Raw genomic sequence first — 21,493 nt, 5'->3', positions numbered from 1 at the left:
GCGGAGCGGGCCGGCGAACCGGCGCACGCACGCCGCCGGACGTGGAGCAGGGGCGGCCCGGCACAGGCCGGACCGCCCCTGCACGGGTGGCTCAGTGCACGCCGGGCAGGACGGCAGCCGCCTCCTCCTTGGCCCGCCGCTCCTCACCGCTGAGGGTGTGCAGCGGCTTCTCCCGGATGAACAGCACCACCACCAGGGCGAGCACCGCGAACGGGGCGGCCACCAGGAACAGCTCGCCGGTCGCGGTGCCGTACACGTCCTGGATGATCCTCAGCACCGGCTCGGGCAGTGCGGACAGGTCGGGCACCTCGGTGGAGCCCTCCCCGCCCGGGGCGCCGCCGGCCAGCGGGCCGAGCTTCTCCGCGCTCAGCGAGGCGACCCGGTTGGCCAGCACCGCGCCGAGCGCGCTGACGCCGATCGTGCCGCCCATGCTGCGGAAGAAGGTCAGCACGGAGGTGGCCGCGCCCAGCTCGTGCGCCGGCACGTCGTTCTGCGCCGCGAGCACGAGGTTCTGCATGAGCATGCCGACGCCGATGCCGAGCACCGCCATGTAGACGCTGAGCAGCAGGATGCTGGTCTCGGCGTCGATGGTGGCCAGCAGCAGCATGCCGACGACCATCACGGCGGCGCCGGCCACCAGGTAACGCTTCCAGCGGCCGTACTTGGTGATCAGCTGGCCGGCGACCGTCGACGAGACCAGCAGGCCCAGGATCATCGGCAGGCTCATCAGTCCCGCCACGGTCGGCGACTTGCCGAGCGAGAGCTGGAAGTACTGGGACAGGAACACGGTGCCGCCGAACATCGCCACGCCGACCAGGATGCTGGCGATGGTGGTCAGCGAGACCGTCCGGTTGCGGAAGATGTCCAGCGGCACGATCGGCTCGTCCGCGCGGGACTCCACCCAGATCGCCAGCGCCAGCAGGGCGAGACCGCCGCCGACCATCAGCGCCGTCCAGCCCGAGGCCCAGGCGAACTTGTTGCCGGCCAGCGACGACCAGACCAGCACGGTGGAGACCCCGGAGGTGATGAGCAGCGCGCCCAGCCAGTCGATCTTCACCTTGCGGCGGCGGGTCACCGGCAGGTGCAGGGTGCGCTGGAGCAGGAAGATGGAGAGCAGGGTGAACGGGACGCCGATCAGGAAGCACCAGCGCCAGCCGAGCCAGGAGGTGTCCACCAGCACGCCGCCGATCAACGGCCCGGCGATGGTGCCGACGCCGAAGACCGCGCCGAAGATGCCGGCGTAGCGGCCCAGCTCGCGGGGCGGGATCATGGCCGCCATCACGATGGTGGCCAGGGCGGTCATGCCGCCGGCGCCGATGCCCTGCACGACCCGGCTGACCAGGAGCACCTCGACGTTCGGGGTGAGCCCGGCGATCAGCGAGCCGATCACGAAGAGGCCGAGGGAGAGCTGGATCAGCAGCTTCTTGTTGTAGAGGTCGGCCATCTTGCCCCAGAGCGGCACGGTCGCCGTCATGGCCAGCAGCTCGGTGGTGACGATCCACGTGTAGACGGTCTGGGTGCCGTTCAGGTCGGCGATGATGCGCGGCAGCGCGTTCGCCACGACCGTGGAGGCGAGGATCGACACGAACATGCCGACCATCAGGCCGGAGAGTGCCTGGAGCACCTCGCGGCGGGACATGCGGCCGGCGCCGACCTTCAGGGGCTCGGCGGGCACGGTGGCGGTCATGGACCTTCCTTACCGGGTACGGGTTTCACGGCCTCCCGGGCACCTTTCCCGGAAGGGGCTTGCGGGTCAGGGCCGGTCGGGCTGCGGCAGCCCCGCGGCGAGGGCGGCGAACGCCTCGTCGACGAGGGCGGCCAGGTCCGCCCGGTCGGGGTGGGCAGCCCATCGGGTCATGGCGTGGCGCAGCGCTGCGCCCGTCACGGCGGTGACCAGCGCCGGGTAGCCGTGGTCGGGTTCGACGCCCACCCGCGCCGCGACGACCTCGACGATGGCGCGTTCCGTCTCGGCGTTGCCGGCCAGCAGGCGGGGCAGCAGCGCGGGATTGCGCGCCACCACGTCCATCCGCAGGCACCACAGCTCGCGCTCGGCGCGTACCTCGTCGATCACCTCGTCGAGGGCCGTCCGCAGCGCGGTCAGCACCGGCACCTCGGGCGGCACGGCGGCCAGCCGGGCCACCAGGCGCGCCGCGTCGCCCGCCTGGTCGCCGACCAGGGCGTCGTCCTTGCAGGCGAAGTAGTTGAAGAAGGTGCGCGGGGAGACGTCGGCCGCCTCGCTGATCTCCTCCACCGTCACCTGGGCCAGGCCGCGCTCGGCGACCAGGCGCAGGGCCGCCTCGGTCAGCGCGGCCCGGGTCTGGCGCTTCTTGCGGTCGCGCCGCCCGGGAGCGGGTTCGGTGCCGGCGGGATTCACGCGCCGGACACTACTAGCGATCTTGCAGGTACTGCAATGTTTTATTATGTGAAGTGACGCCGGCCATCTCGCGGGGCCGTTCCGGGGTCGCCGGGCGGCACCGGAAGCGGGGGCGGGCCCGGCCGGGACGCTCCGGCCGGGCCCGCCGCCGTGCGGGTCACGGATAGTTCGTCAGGTACACCTGCTGGTTGCCCGCGTTGGCGGTGCCGCCGGTGCCGTTGACCACCCGGTTGATCGTGCCCACGCCACCGAGGGAGACGGTGACCATGTTGGTGAACCGGACGTTCGGGCTGGTCGGCGCCTCGATGGCCCGATCGGCGACGACCGCGGGGTTGACGTTGAAGTAGCAGTAGCTGCCCATCCCCCACGCCTGGTGGCTGCTCACCCCGTCCGCCACCTTGTACGCCGCGTAGCCACGGGTGGCCCCGTTCATCCAGGCGGCCTGGTTCGGCGGGTCGTACGGCATCTCGTTCTGGTAGAAGTACGTCCGCCCGCCGTTGCCGTTCCAGACGGTCTGGTACCGCTGGTAGTGCTCGACGAAGAGGCCGTACATGGTCACGTCGTCGCCGTTGACCGTCAGGCCGGTGTCGGCGGTGTTCACCGCCCAGCCGACCCCGTCGCCGTGGTCGGCGCGCCAGAGCCACATGTGGTCGCCGATCACGTGGTCGCTGTTGACGGTCAACGTGTTGGTCGCCCGGCCGACGCCCGGCCCGCCGATGCGGAAGAAGACGTCGTGCAGCGAGGTCGGGTTGGCCGCGTGGCTGGCCGCCGAGCCGGGCGGCCCGACCTCCATCAGCACCGGCGAGTTCACCTGGCCGGCCTCGAACATGATGCCCGCCACCTTCACGCCGTCCACGTCGGCGACCCGCATCGCGACGGTGCCGTTGTCGGCCTGGATGGTCGCCAGGCCGAGGCCGAGGACCACCGTGTCGGGGCGGTCCACCCGGATCGGCTCGGTGACGTGGTGCACTCCGGGGGTGAACAGCAGGTGCCGGCCCTGGGCGAGCGCGGCGTTGATGGTGGCCGCGCCGGTGCCCGGCCGCACGACGTAGAACTGGCTGAGCGAGATGGAGGTGCCGGCCGGGGTCCTGCCGTACCAGCTGGTGCCGGTGGAGTTGGTGCGCAGCGCCGGCACGAAGACCCGGTACTCGCCGGTGCCGTCGACGTAGAGGAACGGCTTCTCGCGTACCTGGGGGGTCTGCGGGATGACGGTGTGCGAGGGGTTCGGGAAGTGCGGCGGCGGGGCGCCGGTGACGCCCTGGAAGACCATGTTCCACACCGAGCCGGTCCAGCCGTTGCCGAACTCGCTGTTGCGCGAGTACCACTGCTGCTGCGAGCCGGAGACGACCAGGCCGTCGATCCTGGTGTCGGCCATCAGGCCGCCGCTGGACCAGCCGTCGCCGCCGTTCCAGAGCTGGATCTGGTTCTGCGCGCCGCGCAGGTGCATCCGCCGGTACGGCGCGGCCTGCGAGACCGCCCAGCGCTCCACGCTCACCCCGGCTGGCAGGGTCACCGAGAGGTTCTCGGCGGCCCGCCAGAAGTTCTGCGTGGCGTTGCCGCCCATCCAGAACGCCTCGACCCGGACGTGCCCGTTGAGGTTGACGTCGTCGGGGCTCATGCCGAGGCCGGCGACCTGGGTGAAGAAGCCGAGGTTGACGTCGGCGGTGTAGCTGCCGGGCTTGAACAGCACCGCGTAGCGCTCGGGGCCGAACTGGTTGCGCTCCTGCTGGGTGAAGAGCGTGTTCAGCCGGTTCTGGATGGTGGCGGTCGGGGTGGACGGGTCGAAGACGAAGGTGTTCGGCCCGAGGTTCGGGTTGCGGGGGTCGGTGGGCTCCACAGGCGGGGCGTCGCCGCCGGTCACGTTCACCGCCAGCTCCCAGAGCGAGTAGCCGTACGCGGTGGCGCGCGCCGTGCCGTACACCCGCAGGTAGCGACCGCTGCCGGTGACGGCGAGCGACTGGCTGCCGCCGGCGCCGGTGGTGGTGCCGTACACGGTGGTCCAGGCGTTGCCGTCGGCCGAGGTCTGGAGCTGGAACGCCCGCGCGTACGCGGCCTCCCAGGTCAGCACCACGCGGCAGATCGACCGGACGGCCCCCAGGTCCACCCGCAGCCACTGGGGGTCGGCGGCGGCGCTCGCCCAGCGGGTACCGGGGTTGCCGTCGACCGCCGCCGAGGCGGGGAGGCCGGCGTTCTCCACCGACGACGCGGTGGCCGGCCGGCCCTGGGCGACGTTGGCGCTGCCGCAGGTCGGCGCGGTGCCGCCGGCCTCCCCGTAGACCTGGAACTCCCAGAGGGAGTAGCCGTAGCCGGTGCCGCGCGCGGTGCCGTGCATCCGGACGTACCGGCCGGCGCCCGTCACGTTCACCGTCTGGGTGCCGCCGGTGCCGGCGGTGGTGCTGTGCACGGTGGTCCAGGCCGCGCCGTCGTCGGAGGTCTGGATCGTGAAGGCCCGGCCGTAGGCGCCCTCCCAGGACAGGACCACCTGGCTGAGGGTGGCCCGGGTGCCGAGGTCGACCTGGATCCACTGGGGGTCGCTGAAGGCGCTGGCCCAGCGGGTGCCGGTGTCGCCGTCGACCGCGGCGGACGCCGGGGTGCCGGCGTTCTCCGTCGACGAGGCGGTCGCGGGCCGCCCCTGGGACAGCAGGCTCGGGGCGGCCTGCGCCGGGGGCGTCGCGGCGGCGGGGGTGAGCGCCGCGACGAGGAGCAGCGCGAGGCCGACGAGCAACCGCCGGGCGGGTCGCCCTGGCGGCGGCGTCGGGCGTACGGATGTAGCGCGAGATGTCATGACTTCGCCTGTCGATAGAGGGTGGCGGACCTCGGGCGTGACGGGATGACGAAGGGGGCCGCGGCACTGCGGGGCGGCGACGCCGGACGGTGCCGGGACGAGAGAGAGCGCTCTCGTCCGAGTGTTGCGGCGTCGTCGCGCAGCCGTCAAGACATCGATAAATAACGCTGTTATTTATCCGTGAAGTTCGATTTGTTCGGTAACCCGCCGATTCGCCGACCGCACCCCGCCGGCCGTGAGCAGCCGGGCGATCGGGAGCGTCGCCGCACCGAGCGCCACCGCGTCGACGCCCAGCAGACCCAGCTCGATCGAGGCCTGTTCGTACGGCTGGCGCAGGGCCTGGCGGCCGGCCGCCTCCCGCACGGCCGGCAGCAGGCCGCCCAGCGCCATGCCGGCCCAGCCCCCGAGCACGACCCGCTCCGGGTTGAACAGGTTGATCAGGTTGGCGACCCCGGCGCCCAGGTACTCGGCCGTCTCGTCCAGCACCCGCCGCGCGGCGGCCGAGGTGCCGGCCGCGTCGATCAGGGCCGCCAGCTGGGACTCCTCGTCGTCGCCCGGGACCGGGTGGCCGCCCCGGGCCTCGCGGTAGCGGTCGATGACGGCCTCCGCGCCGACGTACGCCTCCAGGCAGCCACGGGCTCCGCAGCGGCAGGGCCGCCCGCCGTAGACCAGGGTGGTGTGCCCCCACTCCCCCGCGCTGCTGGAGGCGCCCCGGTAGGTCACCCCGTTGGTCACCACCGCGGTGCCGACCCCCGAACCGACAAGCGCGAAGACGGCGTGCCGGGCCCCCCGGCCCGCGCCGAACCACATCTCCGCCTGGCCGAGCGTCTTCGCGCCGTTGTCGACGTGCAGCGGCAGGTCGGTGCCCGCCGCGATCAGCCGCTCCAACGGCACCCGGTCCCAGCCGAGCGACTGGGCGTGCACCACGGCCTCCCGGCCCTGTTCGACCACCCCGGAGACGCCGATGCCGACGCCGAGCACCTCGTCGACGCCCACCCCGGCCCGGGCGGCGACCGCGTCGATGCCGGCCAGCACGTGCCCGGCCACCTCCGCCGGCTCCGTCCGCCGCGGATCGAGCGGGTACGCGACGCTGGCCAGCTGGGCCATCGCGAAGTCGAACAGCTCCACCCGGACCCGGGTCTCCCCGACGTCCACCCCGATGACGAACGCGAAGCGCGGCGCGACCCGCAGCATCATGCTGGGCCGGCCGCCGTCGGACTCGGCGGCGCCCGCCTCGGCGATCAGCCCCTCGTCGATCAGGTCGGCGACCACGTTGCTGACCGCCGGCTGGCTCAACCCCGTGCTGCGGACCAGAGCCTGCCGGGTGAGCGGGCCGTCCAGGAAGACCTTCGACAGCAGGGCGGACCGGTTCCGCAGCCGGACGCCCCGGTTGGTCGCGCGCGCCAACTCCACCTGCCACCTCGATCCCCTCGGCCCTCGGGAGCGACTGTACGACCCCGTGCTTGACGGCCCCTCGGCCAACCACTTTAATGACCACATTCATTAAGTCGTGATGGAACTGTCGAGCCGTCGGCCCCCGCCGGCGCGCCCCGCCCACCGTCCGCCGGCGCCTCACCCCGTTTCCCGACGCGACGCCGGCGACCCCCCACCACGTGCAACGGAAGGGCCGAACGTGTCGAGACGACACCTCGCGATACTGACGGCGGCCGTGCTGGCCGCCACCACCCTCACCGCCTGCGGCGACTCCGGGGACTCCTCCGGCGCGGCCGGGAAGACCCTCACCTACTGGGCCAGCAACCAGGGCGCCAGCCTGGAGGCCGACAAGCAGACCCTCCAGCCGGAACTGGACAAGTTCGAGCAGCAGACCGGCATCAAGGTCAACGTCGAGGTGGTGCCCTGGTCGGACCTGCTCAACCGGCTGCTCACCGCCGCCACCTCCGGCCAGGGCCCGGACGTGGTCAACATCGGCAACACCTGGTCGGCGTCGTTGCAGGCCACCGGCGCGCTTGTCGAGTTCGACGACGCCACCCTCGCCAAGGTCGGCGGGAAGGACCGGTTCGTGCCCGCCGCGCTGGCCGCCGCGGGCGCGCCCGGCAAGCCGCCGGCCGCGGTGCCGCTCTACAGCCTCGCCTACGCCCTCTACTACAACAAGAAGGCGTTCGCCGACGCCGGCGTCACCAGCCCGCCCACCACCTGGGAGCAGGTGGCCGAGGTCGGCCGCAAGCTGACCGGCGGTGACCGCTGGGGCCTCGCCGTCGAGGGCGCCAACCCGTCGGAGAACGCCCACCACGCCTTCACCTTCAGCCAGCAGTACGGCGGCGAGTGGTTCGACTCCGCCGGCAAGCCCACCTTCGACACCCCGCAGAACGTCACTGCCGTCAAGCGGTACGTCGACCTGATGGCCGTCGACAGGATCGTCAACCCGAGCAACGCCGAGTACGCGCAGAACCAGTCGGTCTCCGACTTCGCCAACGGCAAGGCCGCCATGCTGCTCTGGCAGGCCGCCGGGTCCAACCTGAAGTCGCAGAACATGGCCCCCGACGCGTACGGGATCGCCCCGGTGCCGTTCCCGGCCGCCCCGCCGGCCGGCGGCAAGAAGGTCAACAGCATGGTCGCGGGGATCAACATGGCGGTGTTCAAGCACACCAAGAACACCGACGCCGCGCTGGAGTTCGTCAAGTTCATGACCAGCGACGCCGAGCAGGTGGCGCTGAACAGGACGTACGGCTCGCTGCCCGCCGTCGCCGGCGTCGCCGGCGACCCGGCGTTCGCCGCGCCGGAGCAGAAGGTGCTCCAGCAGACCCTCGCCACCACGGCGGCGCCGCTGCCGCAGGTGCCCGACGAGAGCACCTTCGAGACCCTCGTCGGCACCGCCATCAAGGAACTCTTCGCCGACGCCGCCAGCGGCAGACCGGTCACCGAGGAGAGCGTCCGGCAGAAGCTGACCCGGGCCCAGCAGCAGATGCGCTGACCCGCCGGACCGGTGGCCGTGGGAGGGACGCCGACCCTCCCACGGCCACCCAGCGAGAGGACCACGATGGCCACCACCACGCCCGCCCGGGACGTCGCCGCACCGGAGCGGCCCGCCCGCCGCGCGGCCCCGGTGCGACGCCGGTCGCCCGGGCGCCGCCGGTCGCTGCTGCCGTACCTGCTGCTCGCCCCGGCCGTCGTGCTGGAGCTGGCGATCCACGTCGTGCCGATGCTCGTCGGGGCGTGGATGAGCCTGCGGGAGCTGACCCAGTTCCACATCCGCGACTGGTCCACCGCGCCCTTCGTGGGCTGGGAGAACTACCGCGTGGTGCTCGACGTCGACTCGGCGGTCGGGGCGCAGCTGCTGCACTCGTTCGGGGTGACCGTCGGCTACACGGTGGCCTCGGTCGGGCTCTCCTGGGTGCTCGGCACCACCGCCGCCGTACTGCTGCAACGCCCCTTCCGCGGCCGGGCCGTGCTGCGCGCGCTCTTCCTCACCCCGTACGCGCTGCCCGTCTACACGGCCGTGATCACCTGGAGCTTCCTCTTCCAGCGGGACACCGGCCTGGTCAACCACGTGCTGGTCGACCAGCTCCACCTCCTCGACGACCGGCCGTTCTGGCTGATCGGGGAGAACAGCTTCGTCGCGCTGCTGACCGTCTCGGTCTGGCGGTCCTGGCCGTTCGCCTTCCTCTGCGTCATGGCCGGCCTGCAGAACATCCCCGGCGAGCTGTACGAGGCCGCCGCCATGGACGGGGCCGGATTCTGGCGGCGGCTGCGCTCGGTGACGCTGCCCATGCTGCGCCCGGTCAACCTGGTGCTGGTACTGGTGCTCTTCCTCTGGACCTTCAACGACTTCAACACCCCGTACGTGCTCTTCGGCGGCTCCGCGCCGGAGCAGGCGAACCTCATCTCCCTGCACATCTACCGCAGCTCCTTCAAGACCTGGGACTTCGGGGCCGGGTCGGCGATGTCGGTGCTGCTGCTGCTGTTCCTGCTGCTGGTCACCGCCGGGTACCTGCTGCTGACCAACCGTCGGAGGAACGATGCGTGAGACCGCCGCCGAGCGCTGGGCCCGCCGGATCGTGCTGACCCTGCTCGCGCTCTTCGTGCTCGTCCCGCTCTACGTCATGCTCAGCTCGGCGCTCAAGCCGTTGCAGGACGTGCAGGGCGCCTTCACCTGGTGGCCCCGGCGCCCGACCGCGCAGGCCTTCGTCGACATGTGGTCGACCGTGCCGCTGGGCCGCTACCTGGTCAACAGTCTGGTCGTCTCGACCGTGGCGGCGGTCTTCTCGGTCACCGTGGCGATCTTCGCGGCGTACGCCGTCAGCCGGTACCGCTTCCGCGGCCGGGGGCTGTTCTCGGTGACCGTGCTCTCCACCCAGATGTTCCCCGGGATCCTCTTCCTGCTGCCGCTCTTCCTGATCTACGTCAACCTCGGCACCGCCACCGGCATCCAGCTGTACGCCAGCCGCACCGGCCTGATCATCACCTACCTGACGTTCTCCCTGCCGTTCTCGATCTGGATGCTGGTCGGCTACTTCGACTCGATCCCCCGCGGCCTCGACGAGGCGGCCCAGGTCGACGGCGCCGGCCCGCTCCGCACGCTGTTCCGGGTCATCCTGCCGACGGCGGTGCCGGGCGTCGTCGCCGTCGCCGTCTACGCCTTCATGACCGCCTGGGGCGAGGTGCTCTTCGCCTCGGTGATGACCGACGAGGGCAGCCGCACCCTCGCGGTCGGCCTCCAGGGCTACTCCACCCAGTTCAACGTCTACTGGAACCAGGTGATGGCCGCGTCGCTGGTGGTCAGCGTCCCGGTGGTGGCCGGTTTCCTGGCGTTGCAGCGCTACTTCGTCGCCGGCCTCACCGCCGGCGCGGTCAGGTGAGGCCGTGACGGCCGCACACGAGGCCATGACGGCCGCACACCCGAAGGAGAGCCCACCCGTGCCGGACCTGTCCACGCTGCCGCCCGACTTCCTCTGGGGGGTCGCCACCGCCGCGTACCAGATCGAGGGGGCCGTCCGCGCCGATGGCCGCGCGCCGTCCATCTGGGACACCTTCTGCGACGTGCCGGGCGCCGTCGACAACGGCGACACCGGCGCGGTGGCCTGCGACCACTACCACCGGTGGCCGCAGGACGTGGCGCTCATGCGGCGGCTCGGGGTGGACGCGTACCGGTTCTCGGTGGCCTGGCCCCGGGTGCGGCCCGACGGCGTCGGCCGGGTCAACCCGAAGGGCCTGGACTTCTACGACCGGCTGGTCGACGCCCTGCTGGCGGCGGGGATCCGCCCGTTCGTGACGCTCTACCACTGGGACCTGCCGCAGGTGTTGCAGGACCGGGGCGGCTGGCCGGAGCGGGACACCGCCGAGGCCTTCGCCGACTACGCCGCCGTCGTGGCCGCCCGCCTCGGCGACCGGGTCGCCGACTGGACCACCGTCAACGAGCCGCTCTGCGTGTCCTGGATCGGGCACCTGGAGGGCCGGATGGCGCCCGGCGAGCGGGACCTGGCCAGGGCGGTGCGCGCCTCGCACCACGTCCTGCTCGGGCACGGGCTGGCCACCCGGGCGATCCGGGCCGCCGCCGCCCGGCCCGCCTCCGTCGGGATCGTGCTCAATCCCAGCCCCTGCGAGCCGGCGAGCGACCGGCCCGAGGACGTGGCCGCCGCCCGGCGGATGGACGGCCACGTCAACCGGTGGTGGCTCGACCCGCTGCACGGACGCGGCTACCCGGCCGACATGGTCGCCACCTACGGCGTCGAGCCGCCGGTGCGGGGCGACGACCTGACGGTGATCGCCACCCCCACCGACTACCTCGGCCTGAACTACTACTTCCGTCAGGTGGTGGCCGACGACCCGGCGGGGCCGGCGCCGTACGCCCGGCAGGTGCCGGTGCCAGGCGCGGTGCACACCGCGATGGGCTGGGAGGCGTACCCGGCCGGGCTGGAGCAGCTGCTGGTCGCGGTGACCGAGGAGTACGCCCCGGCGCGGGTGCTCGTCACCGAGAGCGGGTCGGCGTGGCGGGACGAGGTCACCGCCGACGGCACCGTCGAGGACCGGGAACGCACCGACCACCTGGAGCGGCACCTGGCGGCGTGCGCGGCGGCGGTCGACCGGGGCGTGCCGCTGGCCGGCTACTTCGTCTGGTCGCTGCTCGACAACTTCGAGTGGTCGTACGGGTACGACAAGCGCTTCGGGCTGGTGCACGTGGACTACCCCACCCAGCGCCGGACGCTCAAGGCGAGCGGCCTGCGCTACGCCGACCTGATCCGCGCCCACCGGCGGCGTACCGGACGGCTGACGCCCTCCCGGTGAGCCGGGGACGATCCGCCGGGCCGCACGGGACCCCGGGCGCCACCCGGGGCTCCGTGCGTCACCCGCCGGGCGGGGTCAGCAGAACCAGCCGTCCTGCACCCAGCCGCGCCGGTTGACGTGCCCGTAGGCGAATCCGTAGACGTAGCCGCCGCTGCGCGGCCCCTCGACGAGGAACGTCTGGCCGCGGTAGAGGGTGCCCATCCACGCGCCGACCGGGGCGGTGCGGACGAAGAGGTCCTCGGCGCACACCGTCTCCCGTTGCCCGATCGTCCCGTTCGCGGCGTGCCCGGCCGACGGCGTGAGCGCCAGTACGGCGCAGACGGTCGCCAGCAACGCGCCGAGCCGGCGCGGCACTCCCCCGCTCACCACGAGTCGTAGCCCCCGATGCACTCGCTGCGCACGTAGCCCCAGTCGTTGGGCCCGAAGTCGAAGGTGGCGGCCCAGCCGTTGTAGACGGGGTGCGCGCCGGGCGTGTGACCGATCTTGTTGCCGTACGCCAGCGTGCGCTTGAACCCGTGCGGGCCGCTCGCCGAGTCGTAGTTGGCGTAGAAGCTGGCGCTCTGGCAGACGATCACGGCGTGCCGCGGCACGACCGGGTCGGCCTGTGCGCCGGTGGCGCCCAGCGTCGCCAGGACCCCGCCCGCCGCCAGGACGCCGACCGCGCGGATCACCTGTGTTCGCATCGACACCTCCGGGGTGGAAACCTTCCTTCCCGCCACCCTAACGAATACGTCGAAAACCTTCTATGCCTGCGATCCCCCGCGTCCTCGTGCCGGCGTCCCGGGTGCCGATAGGGTCGGGGCCCATGCGGACGAAGCAGGAACTGGGCGCGGCCATCCGGCGGGACCGGCGGGCCGTCCTCGTCGTCAACGCCCACTCCCGCCGGGGCCGCCAACTGCACGAGCGGGCCCGGGCCCGGCTGACGGCGGCCGGCTTCCACCTGCTGGGCGACCACCCCGTCGAGCAGCCCGGCCAGCTCGAGCGCGTCCTCGCCGCGGCCGTCGACCTCGGGCCGGACCTGCTGGTGGCGGGCGGCGGGGACGGCACCCTGAGCACCGCCGCGCGGCTGCTCGCCCACCGCGACATGGCGCTCGGGCTGCTGCCGCTGGGCACCACCAACAACTTCGCCCGCACCGTCGGCGTCCCGCTCGACCTCGACCGGGCCGTCGACGTGCTGACCGGCGGCACGGTGATCGACGTCGACCTCGGCCTCGCCGGTGACATGCGGTTCACCAACCACGTCGGCGTCGGCCTCTCCGCCGACATCATGCTACGCACGCCGCCGCGCCTGAAGCGGGTCACCGGCCGGCTGGCGTACCCGCTGACCGCCCTGGCCCTGCTGGCCCGGCACCGCCCGCTGCGGGTCACCGTCCGCGCCGGGGGCGCCCGGCACGAGTTCCGGACCCACCAGGTGTACGTGGCCAACGGCGGCTTCCACGCCGGGCGCCCGATCGCCGCCGACGCAGACGCCGACGACCGGCTGCTGGTGGCGTACCCGGTCGGCGGCGCGAACCGCCGTGGACTGCTGCGCGACACGGCCCGCAACGCGGCGACCGGGCACCGGCGCTCCGTCGGCGACGCGCCGTTCCTCGCCGTCGGGGAGCTGTGGCTGGAGACCGACCGGCCGGCGCGCGTCGAGGTCGACGGCGAGCTGTGCGGCCGTACGCCGATCCGGATCGGGCTGGACGCCAACGCGCTGCGCGTGATGGCGCCGGCCGGGAGCCCCGACCGCTGACCCGTGCGGCCGGCCCGGGCGCTACTCCGCCCGGTCCGCCGCGTCGAGGGCCGCCAGGAAGTCGGCGACGAGGTCCTCGGTGTCCTCGATGCCGGTGGAGACCCGGACGAGGCCCTCGCCGATGCCGGTGGCGGCCAACTGCTCGGCGTCGACGATCCCGGCCCACATCGAGCGCGGGTGCACCACGAGGGTGCTGACGCTGCCCAGGCTGGCCGCCCGCTTGGCCAGGCGGAGGCCGTCGAGCAGCCCGGTCGCCGCCCGCCCGTCGCGCAGTTCGACGCTGAGCACCCCGCCGAAGCCGGTCATCTGCCGGCCGGCCAGCTCGTGCTGGGGATGCGTCGGCAGCCCCGGGTAGCGGACCCGCCGCACCGCCGGGTGGCCCTCGACCGCCCGGGCCAGGGCCAGGGCGTTGGCGTTGTGCCGGTCCACCCGCAGCGACAGGGTGCGGATGCCGCGCAGCAGCAGCCAGGCGTCGATGGGGCCGAGGGTGCTGCCGGTGACGATGGCGGTCTGCCACACCCGGTCGACGAGGTCGGCGGAGCCGACGACCACCCCGGCCGAGACGTCGGAGTGCCCGCCGAGGTACTTCGTCCCGCTGTGCCACACCAGGTCGGCGCCGAACTCCGTCGGCCGCTGGTTGACCGGGGTGGCGAAGGTGTTGTCGACCGCGACCAGCGCGTCGTTGGCGTGCGCCAGCTCGACGACGGCGGCCAGGTCGGTCAGTTCGAGCAGGGGGTTGCTCGGGGTCTCCACCAGGACCAGCCGGGTCTGCGGGCGCAGCGCCCGGACGAAGGCCTCGGTGTCGGTCTGGTCCACCTGGGTGAAGGCCACCCCGAACCGGGCCAGCAGGCCGGTGACCAGGGACGTCGTGCCGCCGTACGTGCTGCGCTGCACGATGACGTGGTCACCGGCGGAGAGCAGGGCCAGGGCGATGGTGCTGATCGCGCCCATCCCGGAGGCGGTGACCAGGCCCGCCTCGGCGCCCTCCAGCTGGGCGACCACGGCGGCGACCTGCGCGTGGTTCGGGTTGCCGTAGCGCGTGTAGAAGGCGTTGCCCCGGGTCTCGGTGGCGACGGCGGCGAACTGCTCGTCGGACTCGGCGCTGAAGGTGGCGCTCTGCACGATCGGCGGCGACACCGCCCCGCCCGGGCTCAACCCGTCGTCGCCGTGGACAGCGATCGTGCCGGTGCCGGTCACAGGTTCTCCTCACGTGGTGGGCTGCCCGCCGGGACGGCGGGTCGGACAGGTGCGGGCGTCACCCGGGCGGCGGGCGCCCGACGACGGCTCGTCCGCGTGGACGCTCCCGACGGACGGGCGGTCACCCGGCCGGGACGGGCACGGCCGCCGGGGGCGGCGCGGGCGCGGCCCGGTCGGTGAGCATCCGCAACGCGTCGCGGTGCCGGCGCAGCACGGCGTCGTCCAGGTCGGCGACGGCGAGCCCGGGCCCCGTGCCGGCGTCGGCGAGGACCCGACCGTCGGGAGCGTACACGGCGCTGCGACCGGCGAACTCCCAGTCGCCGTGCGATCCCGCGAAGTTGGCGAACAGCACGTAGCAGGTGTTCTCCAGGGCGCGGGCCGGGAAGTACACGCCGCGCCGGTGGTCGGAGTCGCCCGTCGTGAACGCGCTCGGGCACAGGTAGGCGTCGGCGCCGGCGAGGGCCAGCGCGCGAGCGTGTTCGGGGAAGCTCGCGTCGTAGCAGACCCCCAGGCCGAGCCGCCAGCCGCGCACCTCGACCAGGCAGTCGGCCCGGCCGGGCACGAACAGCTCGCGCTCGTCGCGGTCCAGGTGGCGCTTGTCGTACGCGGCGGCGGGCCGGCCGTCCGCGCCGACCACCAGGGCGCCGATCGCCCAGCCGTCGGCGCGTCGCCGGCAGCCGCCGACCACCGCCACCACCCGGTGGGTGCGGCAGGCCTCGGCGACGATGTCGAGCGGGTCACCGCCCGCCTCGACGGCGCACCGCGCGATGTCGTCGCGCAGCAGGCCGACGTCGTAGCCGCAGAGCGACAGCTCGGGGAAGACGACGAGGTGGACGCCGCGGTCCGCCGCCTCGGCGATGCTCCGCGCCGCGGTCCGCGCGTTGCCGGCCAGGTCGCCGGGAACGGCGGTGACCTGGGCGGCCGCGATCCGCAGCGGGGCGCGCCCGGCGGGGTGGGCGGCCGTCACGCGGCCCCCAGCCACCAGCGCAGGCCGAAGAAGACCACCAGGCCCACCGTCCAGACGATCATGAAACGCTCGACGAAGAGGCCGGTCACCAGCGTGACCAGGCCCGCCACCAGGTACGGCACGGTGACGACGGTGATCTCGATCCGGTTGTCCACCGGGGCGATCACCGACGGGACGGCGATGGCCGCCAGCAGCGCCGGCGGGAGGTAGCCGAGGAAGACCTTGACGTCGTCGGGGAGCACCCGGTCGCGGAAGACCAGCAGCGGCAGGTACCGGGGTGCGAAGGTGGCGAGCCCCATCCCGAGGATGAGCAGCAGCATGGACATTCCGGTCACCTTCCGTCCGTGTCACGGGCCGTCTCGGCGGCCCGGCGTTCCCCGGCCGCCGCCCCGGCGGTCCGCGGTTGCGGCGTTCTCGACTCCGGCCCCGGCCCGCCCGGCTCCCCCGGCTCCCCCGGTTCCCCCGGTTCCTCCCCCGGCTCGCCCGGCTCCGCCGGCTTCGGCGGGAACCACCGCCGTTCCACCAGCTCGCAGGCCATGCCGACGAACGCGCCGCCGAACGCCGCCACGATCAGGCCGAGGTTGTAGGGCAGCCCGAGCAGGAGCAGGGCCAGCGCCCCGGCGGAGACCGCCGCCGTCCAGACCTTCCAGCCGACCAGCGCCGAGGCGAGCACGACCAGGAAGACCGCGGTCATCGGGAAGTCCAGGCCGGAGCGCAGCCGCTCCGGCAGCAGGTGCCCCGCGATCATGCCGACCACGGTGGCGATCGCCCAGTTGACGTACATGACCGCGGAGGCGCCGAAGTAGAACATGCTCTTGCGCCGGGCCGGCTCGTCGCCCTTGATCCGGTCGAAGGCCACGAAGAACACCGCGTCGATCAGGCCGAAGCCCAGCAGTAGCCGCCACCGCTGCGGCAACTCGCGCACGTGCGGCGCGAGCAGCGTGGAGTAGATGAGCATCCGCAGGCTGAGGATCAGCGTCGTCAGGACGATGACCGGCCAGGCCGCCCCCTCCGAGATCAGCTTGAAGCCGATGAACTGGGCGGTCCCGGAGTTGACCACCATGGCCAGGCCGAACGTCTCCAGGTAGGACAGGCCGGCGGCCAGGCCGAGGGTGCCGCCGATCACGCCCAGCGGAAAGGCGGAGAGCAGGAACGGCACCATCGAGCGGGCGCCGGCGACGAACTCGTCCCGCGTGGTCGGCGTACGGTCAGACATGGTTCTCCCCAGGACGGCGGGCGGACGGTACGGCGGCGGCCGCCGGCGGCGCGCCCGGTCCCGTCGCGCCGACGATAGCGGCCACCTCGGCCGCGCGGGTGCGGCAGAAGTAGTGCCCGCCCCCGTCGATCTCCCTCAACTCCACGTCGGCGGCGATCCGCCGCCACGCCTCGTGCGCCGCGCCCGGCCCGGCCGTCAGCGGGTCGTCGGCGGCCACGACCACCGTGACCGGCACCGGCAGCGGCTCCCCCACCCGGTCCCGCAGGTAGCGGTGCGAGCCGACGGCGTCGTGCCGGAAGGCGGCGACCAGGGCGTCGACGTGCCCCGCGTCCAGGCCGTCCAGCTCGGTGAAGCCGGTCTGGTCCACCAGCCAGCCCACCACGTCCGCCGGCGCCATCCCGGTGACCTCCGCGATGCTGGCGTCGATCTCCTCCGGCCCGCGCAGCAGCTTGCCGCCGAGGAAGAGCCGCTCGGGTGGCCGGCCGGCGGCGGCGAGCAGCCGGGTGACCTCGATCGCCGCCGCCGCGCCGACGCAGTGCCCCCAGACCAGCACCGGCCGGCCGCCCAGCTCCCCGATCTCGGCGGCCACCCGGCGGGTCAGCTCCGGCAGGTCCAGCAGCGGCTCGGGCCGGCTGACGTCGTGCCCCGGCAGCGCCACGGCGTGCACCGCGATCCGGTGCGGGGCCAGCGCCTCGGCCAGCGGTCGGAACGCGAGCGGGCTGCCCGCCGCGTACGGGAAGCAGACCAGGACCCGGTCGTGGGCGGCGTCCGGCGGGGACAGCGGTTGCAGCAGCCGGTCCTCCGGCGCGGCGTCCGCCTCGACGGCGCGGGCCAGCGGGCCGAGCGTGGAGGTGGTCATCAGCTGCCGCAGGGTGACCAGGGGCCGTAGCGCGGCGATCACCCGCATCGCGGCGAGCGAGTTGCCGCCCAGGTCGAAGAAGTTGTCCTCCTCGGCGATCCCGGCCAGCGGCACGTCGAGCGCCCGCGCCCACGCCTCGGCGATCCGCCGGGCGACCGGCGTGCCCGGCGCGGTCCGCCCCGCCGGCTCCGTCGGCCGGCGCGTCGCCGGGGCGGCCCGGTCGAAGCGGCGCCGGGTCGGGGTGACCCGGGGCTCGGGCAGGCCGGGCCGCAGCCCGGCGTGGGCGCGCGCCGGGTCGGTCGCCAGCTCCGCCAGCACCCGCCGGTACACCTCGCCGATGCCCGCCGCCTGCTCCGGCGTGAAGGCCGCCGAATGGTAGTGCAGGCTCAGCCGGACCCGGTCGGTGAAGAAGTCCCGCATGAACTCGGCACGCAGCGCGAACTCCGTCTCCGTGCTCACCTGCACGTCGAGCAGGTCGAAGCCGGGCAGCTCGCGCAGCTGCTTGAGCAGGTAGAAGTGGGTGTAGTTGAAGACGGTCTCGAAGAGCAGGTCGGTGGTGCCGGCGTCCGCCTTCATCTGCGCCATCGGGTAGCGCCGGTGGGGCAGCAGGTCCGCCTCCGCGCGGTACACCGCCCGGACCAGGTCGGCCCAGGAGCCGCCGCCGAGGTCCACCCGCATCGGCACGGTGTTGAGGAACAACCCCAGCGCCCCGGTGGCGCCCTCCGCCTCCGGCCGGCCGCTCTGCTCGTACCCGGTGACGACCTCGGTGTCCCCGGCGAGCGCGCCGACCACCTTGACGTGCGCGGCCAGCAGCACGGTCTTCAGCGGCACCGCCAACCGGTCGGCCGCGCGCAGCAGCCGCTCGGAGAGCGCGTCGTCGATCTCCACCTCGTGGAAGACGACGGGCCGCTCGGCCGGCGCCTCCGGCGGCTGCCACCGGGGCAGCTCGGTGACCCCGCCCGCGGCGAGGACGCCACGCCAGAAGTCGCGGTCCGCCGCCGACTCCAGCGCCCGGCGTTCCAGCCCGATGTAGTCGCGGAAGTGGTTCTCGGCCGGCCCCTCGTCCGGGCGGTCGCCGGCCAGCAGCCGGTAGTAGGTGTCGAAGAGCTGGGTGTGCAGCAGGGTGATGCTCCAGCCGTCCAGCGCCGAGTTGTGCTGGCTGACGCTGTAGCGGTAGAGCTCGTCGCCGAGGACGTGCACGTGGATGCGGACCAGGCCCGGCTCCTGCCAGCGGAACCGGTACGACTGCTCGCGCGCGTGCCAGTCGGCGTGCCAGCGCTCCTGCTCGGCCGGGTCGCGGTCGCGCAGGTCCACCACCCACAGCGGGCTCGGCGCGTCGGCGTGCACGAGTTGCAGGTACTCGCCGAAGCCGGTCAGGTGGTAGCTGGTCCGGAAGATCGGGTGCCGCGCGACGAGGATCCGCACCGCCTCGGTGAACGTTGCCTCGTCGAACGGCGCGTTGATGAGGAAGCTGATGATGTCGTGGTACTGGGCGGCGCCCCGGGACAGCTCGTTCTCGTAGATCAGCCCCGCCTGGAGCTGCCCGAGCGGGTACGCGTCGACCACCCCGTCCGGCAGCAGGGCCCGGTCCGCCTCGTCGAGCAGGGCGAACGGCGGGTGCGTCACCGCCCGTTCCGCGCCCGGCGGGCCGGCCGCGAGCAGCGCCGCGATCGTCGGGTGGCGGAACAACTGCTGGAACGTGAGGTCCACCCCGGCGGCGTGCGCCCGGGCCAGCACGGTGACGAAGTGGATCGAGTTGCCGCCGATGGCGAAGAAGTTGTCCTCCACGCCGACCCGGTCGAGACCCAGCACCTCGGCCCAGATGTCGGCGAGGATCCGCTCGGGCCCGGTGCGCGGTGCCACGTACGGCCGCTCGGGCGCGGCCGGCTCGGGCAGCGCCCGCCGGTCCAGCTTGCCGCTGCCCGACAGCGGGAACTCCGCCAGCTCGACCACCCGGGCGGGGACCAGGTAGCCCGGCAGCAGGGTGCCCAGGTGGGCGGTGAGCGTCGCCTCGCCCACCGGCTCGTCGGCGACCACGTAGCCGATCAGGTTGCCGTCGCGGGCCACCACCACCGCGTCCTTGACGGCCGGGTGCCCGCGCAGCGCCTCCTCCACCTCGCCCAGCTCGACGCGGTAGCCGCGTACCTTCACCTGGTGGTCGAGGCGGCCGAGGTAGTCGAGCGTGCCGTCGGGCAGCAGCCGGGCCAGGTCGCCCGTGCGGTACACCCGCTCCTCGCCCACCTCCGGCGCGGCGACGAAGCGGTCCCGGGTCAGCTCCGGGCGGTTGAGGTAGCCCCGGGCGAGCTGCACCCCGGCGACGCACAACTCCCCCGGCACCCCCACCGGCTGGGGGCGCAGCCGCTCGTCGAGCACGTACAGGCGGGTGTTGTCCACGGGCCGGCCGATCGGCACCCGCTCCCGGCCGGGCCGGCAGCGGTGGTGGGTGACGTCGACGGTGGCCTCGGTGGGCCCGTACAGGTTGACCAGCGTCGCGCCGGGCAGCAGCTCCGCGAGCCGGTCCACCTGCCGGGGACCGAGCGCCTCGCCGCTGGCGAAGACCTGCCGCAGGCTCGCCAGCCGGCCGGTGTCGGCGGTGCCGAGGTAGTCGAGGAACGCGCCCAGCATCGACGGCACGAAGTGCGCGGTGGTGACGCCGTGCGCCTCGACCGCCCCGATGATGGCCTCCGGGTCGCGCTCCGCGCCGGCGGGAAGCAGGCAGACGGAGGCGCCCTCGCGGGCCCACCAGAACAGCTCCCACACCGACACGTCGAAGGTGGTGGGCGTCTTGTGCAGGATCACGTCGGCGGGGCCGATCGGGTACAGCCGCTGCATCCAGGCCAGCCGGTTGGCCAGCGAGCGGTGCTCGATCATCGCGCCCTTCGGGGCGCCGGTCGAGCCGGAGGTGTAGATGACGTACGCGAGGTCCCGCCCGTGGCGCGGCGCGTCGGGGCCGGGCGACCCGACGGCGGCGGGCACCGGGCCGGCCGTCGGCAGCGGGAGCACCGGCACGCCGTGCGGGACCCGCGCCGGGTCGGCGGCGAGCACCACGGCGGCCCCGCTGTCGTCGAGCAGGTAGGCGACGCGCGCCGCCGGGTAACCGGGGTCGACCGGCAGATAGGCGCCGCCGGCCCGCAGGGTGGCCAGGATCGCCACCAACTGCTCGCGGGAGCGCTCGGCGAGCACGCCGACGATCGACTCCGCGCCCACCCCGGCGCCGCGCAGCCGCTCGGCGTACGCGGCCACCCGGGCCTCCAGTTCCGCGTACGTCCAACTGCCGGCCGCGGTGCGGACGGCGACGGCGTCCGGGCGGGCGCCGGCCCACCGGGCGACCCACTCGTCCGGCCGGCCGGCCGGGTCCTGGCCGACGCCGGTGTCGTTGACCTCCCGGAGCACGTCCCGGTCGCCGTCGGTCAGCAGGCTCAGGTCCGTCACCGGCGCGTCCGGCTCCGCCAGGGCCCGCCCCAGCAACAGCGCCAGGTGGGCGCCGATCCGCTCGGCCGTGGCGCCGTCGTAGCGGCGGGCGTCGTGGTGGACCGTCACCTCGGCGGCGCCGAGGGCGAAGAACACCCCGACCCCGGCGCCGTCCGGGGCGCCGCCCCCCACCGCCACGTCGACGAGCGGGTGCGGGCCGGGACCGGCGTCCGCCGCCAGTTCCTCGGCGAGCAACTCGACCGGGTAGTCGGCATGGCGCGCCGCCTCGGGCACCGCCGTTCGCAACTGCCCGACCAGGTCGCGGTAGCTGCTCTCCGCCGCGCAGCGCACCCGCAACGGCAGCATCCCGGCCAACTGCCCCGGCTCGCCCGGACGGCCGACGAGCATGTCGTCGGCGCCGGTGTAGCGGCGCAGCAGGGCGGCCACCGCGGCCGTCACCAGGACCTGGCGGGCGTCCTCGCCGCCCCGGCCGGCCCGGGCGAGCCGGTCGATGACCGCCTCGTCGAGCGGCACGGTGACGGCCGCCGGCTCGGGCGGGGCGCCGGGCGCCGGGGTGCGGTCGGCGGGGAAGCCGACCGGGTCGGCGCCGGAGCCGAGCACGGCACGCCAGTGGCGGGCGTGCTCCGGGCGGCGCGCCGCGGCGATCTTGAGCTGGCCCCGCGTCATCAGCGACTGCATGATCTCT

16 protein-coding genes are annotated in these 21,493 nt (G+C 73.9%); 5 read left to right on the top strand and 11 right to left on the bottom strand.

The window, feature by feature from the left end:
* Window positions 1–91: 91 nt before the first annotated feature.
* The 4 genes from ACLQ20_RS28180 to ACLQ20_RS28165 form a co-directional block, all read right to left on the bottom strand.
* Window positions 92–1,687: an MDR family MFS transporter gene (locus ACLQ20_RS28180; protein ID WP_151453916.1), complete on the bottom strand. Its 1,596-nt coding sequence runs from the start codon at window positions 1,685–1,687 to the stop codon at window positions 92–94.
* A gap of 66 nt (window positions 1,688–1,753) precedes the next feature.
* Window positions 1,754–2,374: a TetR family transcriptional regulator gene (locus ACLQ20_RS28175; protein ID WP_151453917.1), complete on the bottom strand. Its 621-nt coding sequence runs from the start codon at window positions 2,372–2,374 to the stop codon at window positions 1,754–1,756.
* Between the two features lie 157 nt (window positions 2,375–2,531).
* Window positions 2,532–5,159 carry a discoidin domain-containing protein gene (locus ACLQ20_RS28170; RefSeq protein WP_425858102.1) on the bottom strand — a complete coding sequence of 876 codons (2,628 nt, stop codon included), beginning with the start codon at window positions 5,157–5,159 and terminating at the stop codon, window positions 2,532–2,534.
* Window positions 5,160–5,333: 174 nt separating this feature from the next.
* Window positions 5,334–6,572 carry an ROK family transcriptional regulator gene (locus ACLQ20_RS28165; protein WP_425858101.1) on the bottom strand — a complete coding sequence of 413 codons (1,239 nt, stop codon included), beginning with the start codon at window positions 6,570–6,572 and terminating at the stop codon, window positions 5,334–5,336.
* 220 nt (window positions 6,573–6,792) lie between these two features.
* On the opposite strand from ACLQ20_RS28165, the gene ACLQ20_RS28160 reads away from it, so the two are divergent.
* The 4 genes from ACLQ20_RS28160 (at window position 6,793) to ACLQ20_RS28145 (ending at window position 11,402) form a co-directional block, all read left to right on the top strand.
* Window positions 6,793–8,091, top strand: coding sequence for an ABC transporter substrate-binding protein (locus ACLQ20_RS28160; protein WP_425858100.1), 1,299 nt, complete (start codon window positions 6,793–6,795; stop codon window positions 8,089–8,091).
* Between the two features lie 66 nt (window positions 8,092–8,157).
* Window positions 8,158–9,144, top strand: a complete 987-nt coding sequence (locus tag ACLQ20_RS28155; protein ID WP_425858099.1) for a carbohydrate ABC transporter permease — start codon at window positions 8,158–8,160, stop codon at window positions 9,142–9,144.
* Window positions 9,137–9,976 (top strand): carbohydrate ABC transporter permease, encoded by an 840-nt coding sequence (locus tag ACLQ20_RS28150; RefSeq protein ID WP_132238333.1) that lies wholly within the window; start codon window positions 9,137–9,139, stop codon window positions 9,974–9,976. Before ACLQ20_RS28155 ends, ACLQ20_RS28150 begins: the two co-directional genes overlap by 8 nt.
* 25 nt (window positions 9,977–10,001) lie before the next feature.
* Window positions 10,002–11,402: a GH1 family beta-glucosidase gene (locus ACLQ20_RS28145; RefSeq protein WP_358121438.1), complete on the top strand. Its 1,401-nt coding sequence runs from the start codon at window positions 10,002–10,004 to the stop codon at window positions 11,400–11,402.
* A 75-nt stretch (window positions 11,403–11,477) separates the two neighbouring features.
* Here ACLQ20_RS28145 and ACLQ20_RS28140 read toward each other — a convergent pair whose 3' ends face one another.
* Together ACLQ20_RS28140 and ACLQ20_RS28135 are read right to left on the bottom strand one after the other, a co-directional pair.
* Window positions 11,478–11,768, bottom strand: coding sequence for a hypothetical protein (locus ACLQ20_RS28140; protein ID WP_207914442.1), 291 nt, complete (start codon window positions 11,766–11,768; stop codon window positions 11,478–11,480).
* The gene (locus ACLQ20_RS28135) at window positions 11,765–12,085 is read right to left on the bottom strand and encodes a hypothetical protein (protein ID WP_311410419.1); all 321 of its coding nucleotides are present in this window, start codon (window positions 12,083–12,085) and stop codon (window positions 11,765–11,767) included. Before ACLQ20_RS28135 ends, ACLQ20_RS28140 begins: the two co-directional genes overlap by 4 nt.
* A gap of 122 nt (window positions 12,086–12,207) precedes the next feature.
* Here ACLQ20_RS28135 and ACLQ20_RS28130 point away from each other — a divergent pair, with 122 nt between their 5' ends.
* The gene (locus ACLQ20_RS28130; protein ID WP_151453923.1) at window positions 12,208–13,137 is read left to right on the top strand and encodes a diacylglycerol/lipid kinase family protein; all 930 of its coding nucleotides are present in this window, start codon (window positions 12,208–12,210) and stop codon (window positions 13,135–13,137) included.
* A 21-nt stretch (window positions 13,138–13,158) separates the two neighbouring features.
* Here the strand turns inward: ACLQ20_RS28130 and ACLQ20_RS28125 are convergent, their stop codons facing one another.
* From ACLQ20_RS28125 to ACLQ20_RS28105, 5 genes are all read right to left on the bottom strand, one after another.
* Complete coding sequence (locus ACLQ20_RS28125) at window positions 13,159–14,334, bottom strand: trans-sulfuration enzyme family protein (RefSeq protein ID WP_425858098.1); 1,176 nt, start codon at window positions 14,332–14,334, stop codon at window positions 13,159–13,161.
* Between the two features lie 121 nt (window positions 14,335–14,455).
* Window positions 14,456–15,316: a carbon-nitrogen hydrolase family protein gene (locus ACLQ20_RS28120; protein WP_425858097.1), complete on the bottom strand. Its 861-nt coding sequence runs from the start codon at window positions 15,314–15,316 to the stop codon at window positions 14,456–14,458.
* Window positions 15,298–15,627, bottom strand: a complete 330-nt coding sequence (locus ACLQ20_RS28115) for an AzlD domain-containing protein (RefSeq protein ID WP_132238343.1) — start codon at window positions 15,625–15,627, stop codon at window positions 15,298–15,300. The genes ACLQ20_RS28120 and ACLQ20_RS28115 overlap by 19 nt, the downstream gene beginning before the upstream one ends.
* 5 nt (window positions 15,628–15,632) lie before the next feature.
* A complete protein-coding gene (locus ACLQ20_RS28110; RefSeq protein WP_425858096.1) occupies window positions 15,633–16,517 on the bottom strand; it encodes an AzlC family ABC transporter permease in 885 nt (294 codons plus the stop codon).
* Window positions 16,510–21,486 carry an amino acid adenylation domain-containing protein gene (locus ACLQ20_RS28105; protein ID WP_425858095.1) on the bottom strand — a complete coding sequence of 1,659 codons (4,977 nt, stop codon included), beginning with the start codon at window positions 21,484–21,486 and terminating at the stop codon, window positions 16,510–16,512. Before ACLQ20_RS28105 ends, ACLQ20_RS28110 begins: the two co-directional genes overlap by 8 nt.
* Window positions 21,487–21,493 lie beyond the last annotated feature (7 nt).

This window comes from Micromonospora sp. DT46 (assembly GCF_049841735.1).
GTDB classification, from domain to species: domain Bacteria; phylum Actinomycetota; class Actinomycetes; order Mycobacteriales; family Micromonosporaceae; genus Micromonospora; species Micromonospora reichwaldensis.
Note: the sequence above shows the minus strand (reverse complement) of the source record. Positions and strands in the feature narration are given on the sequence as shown.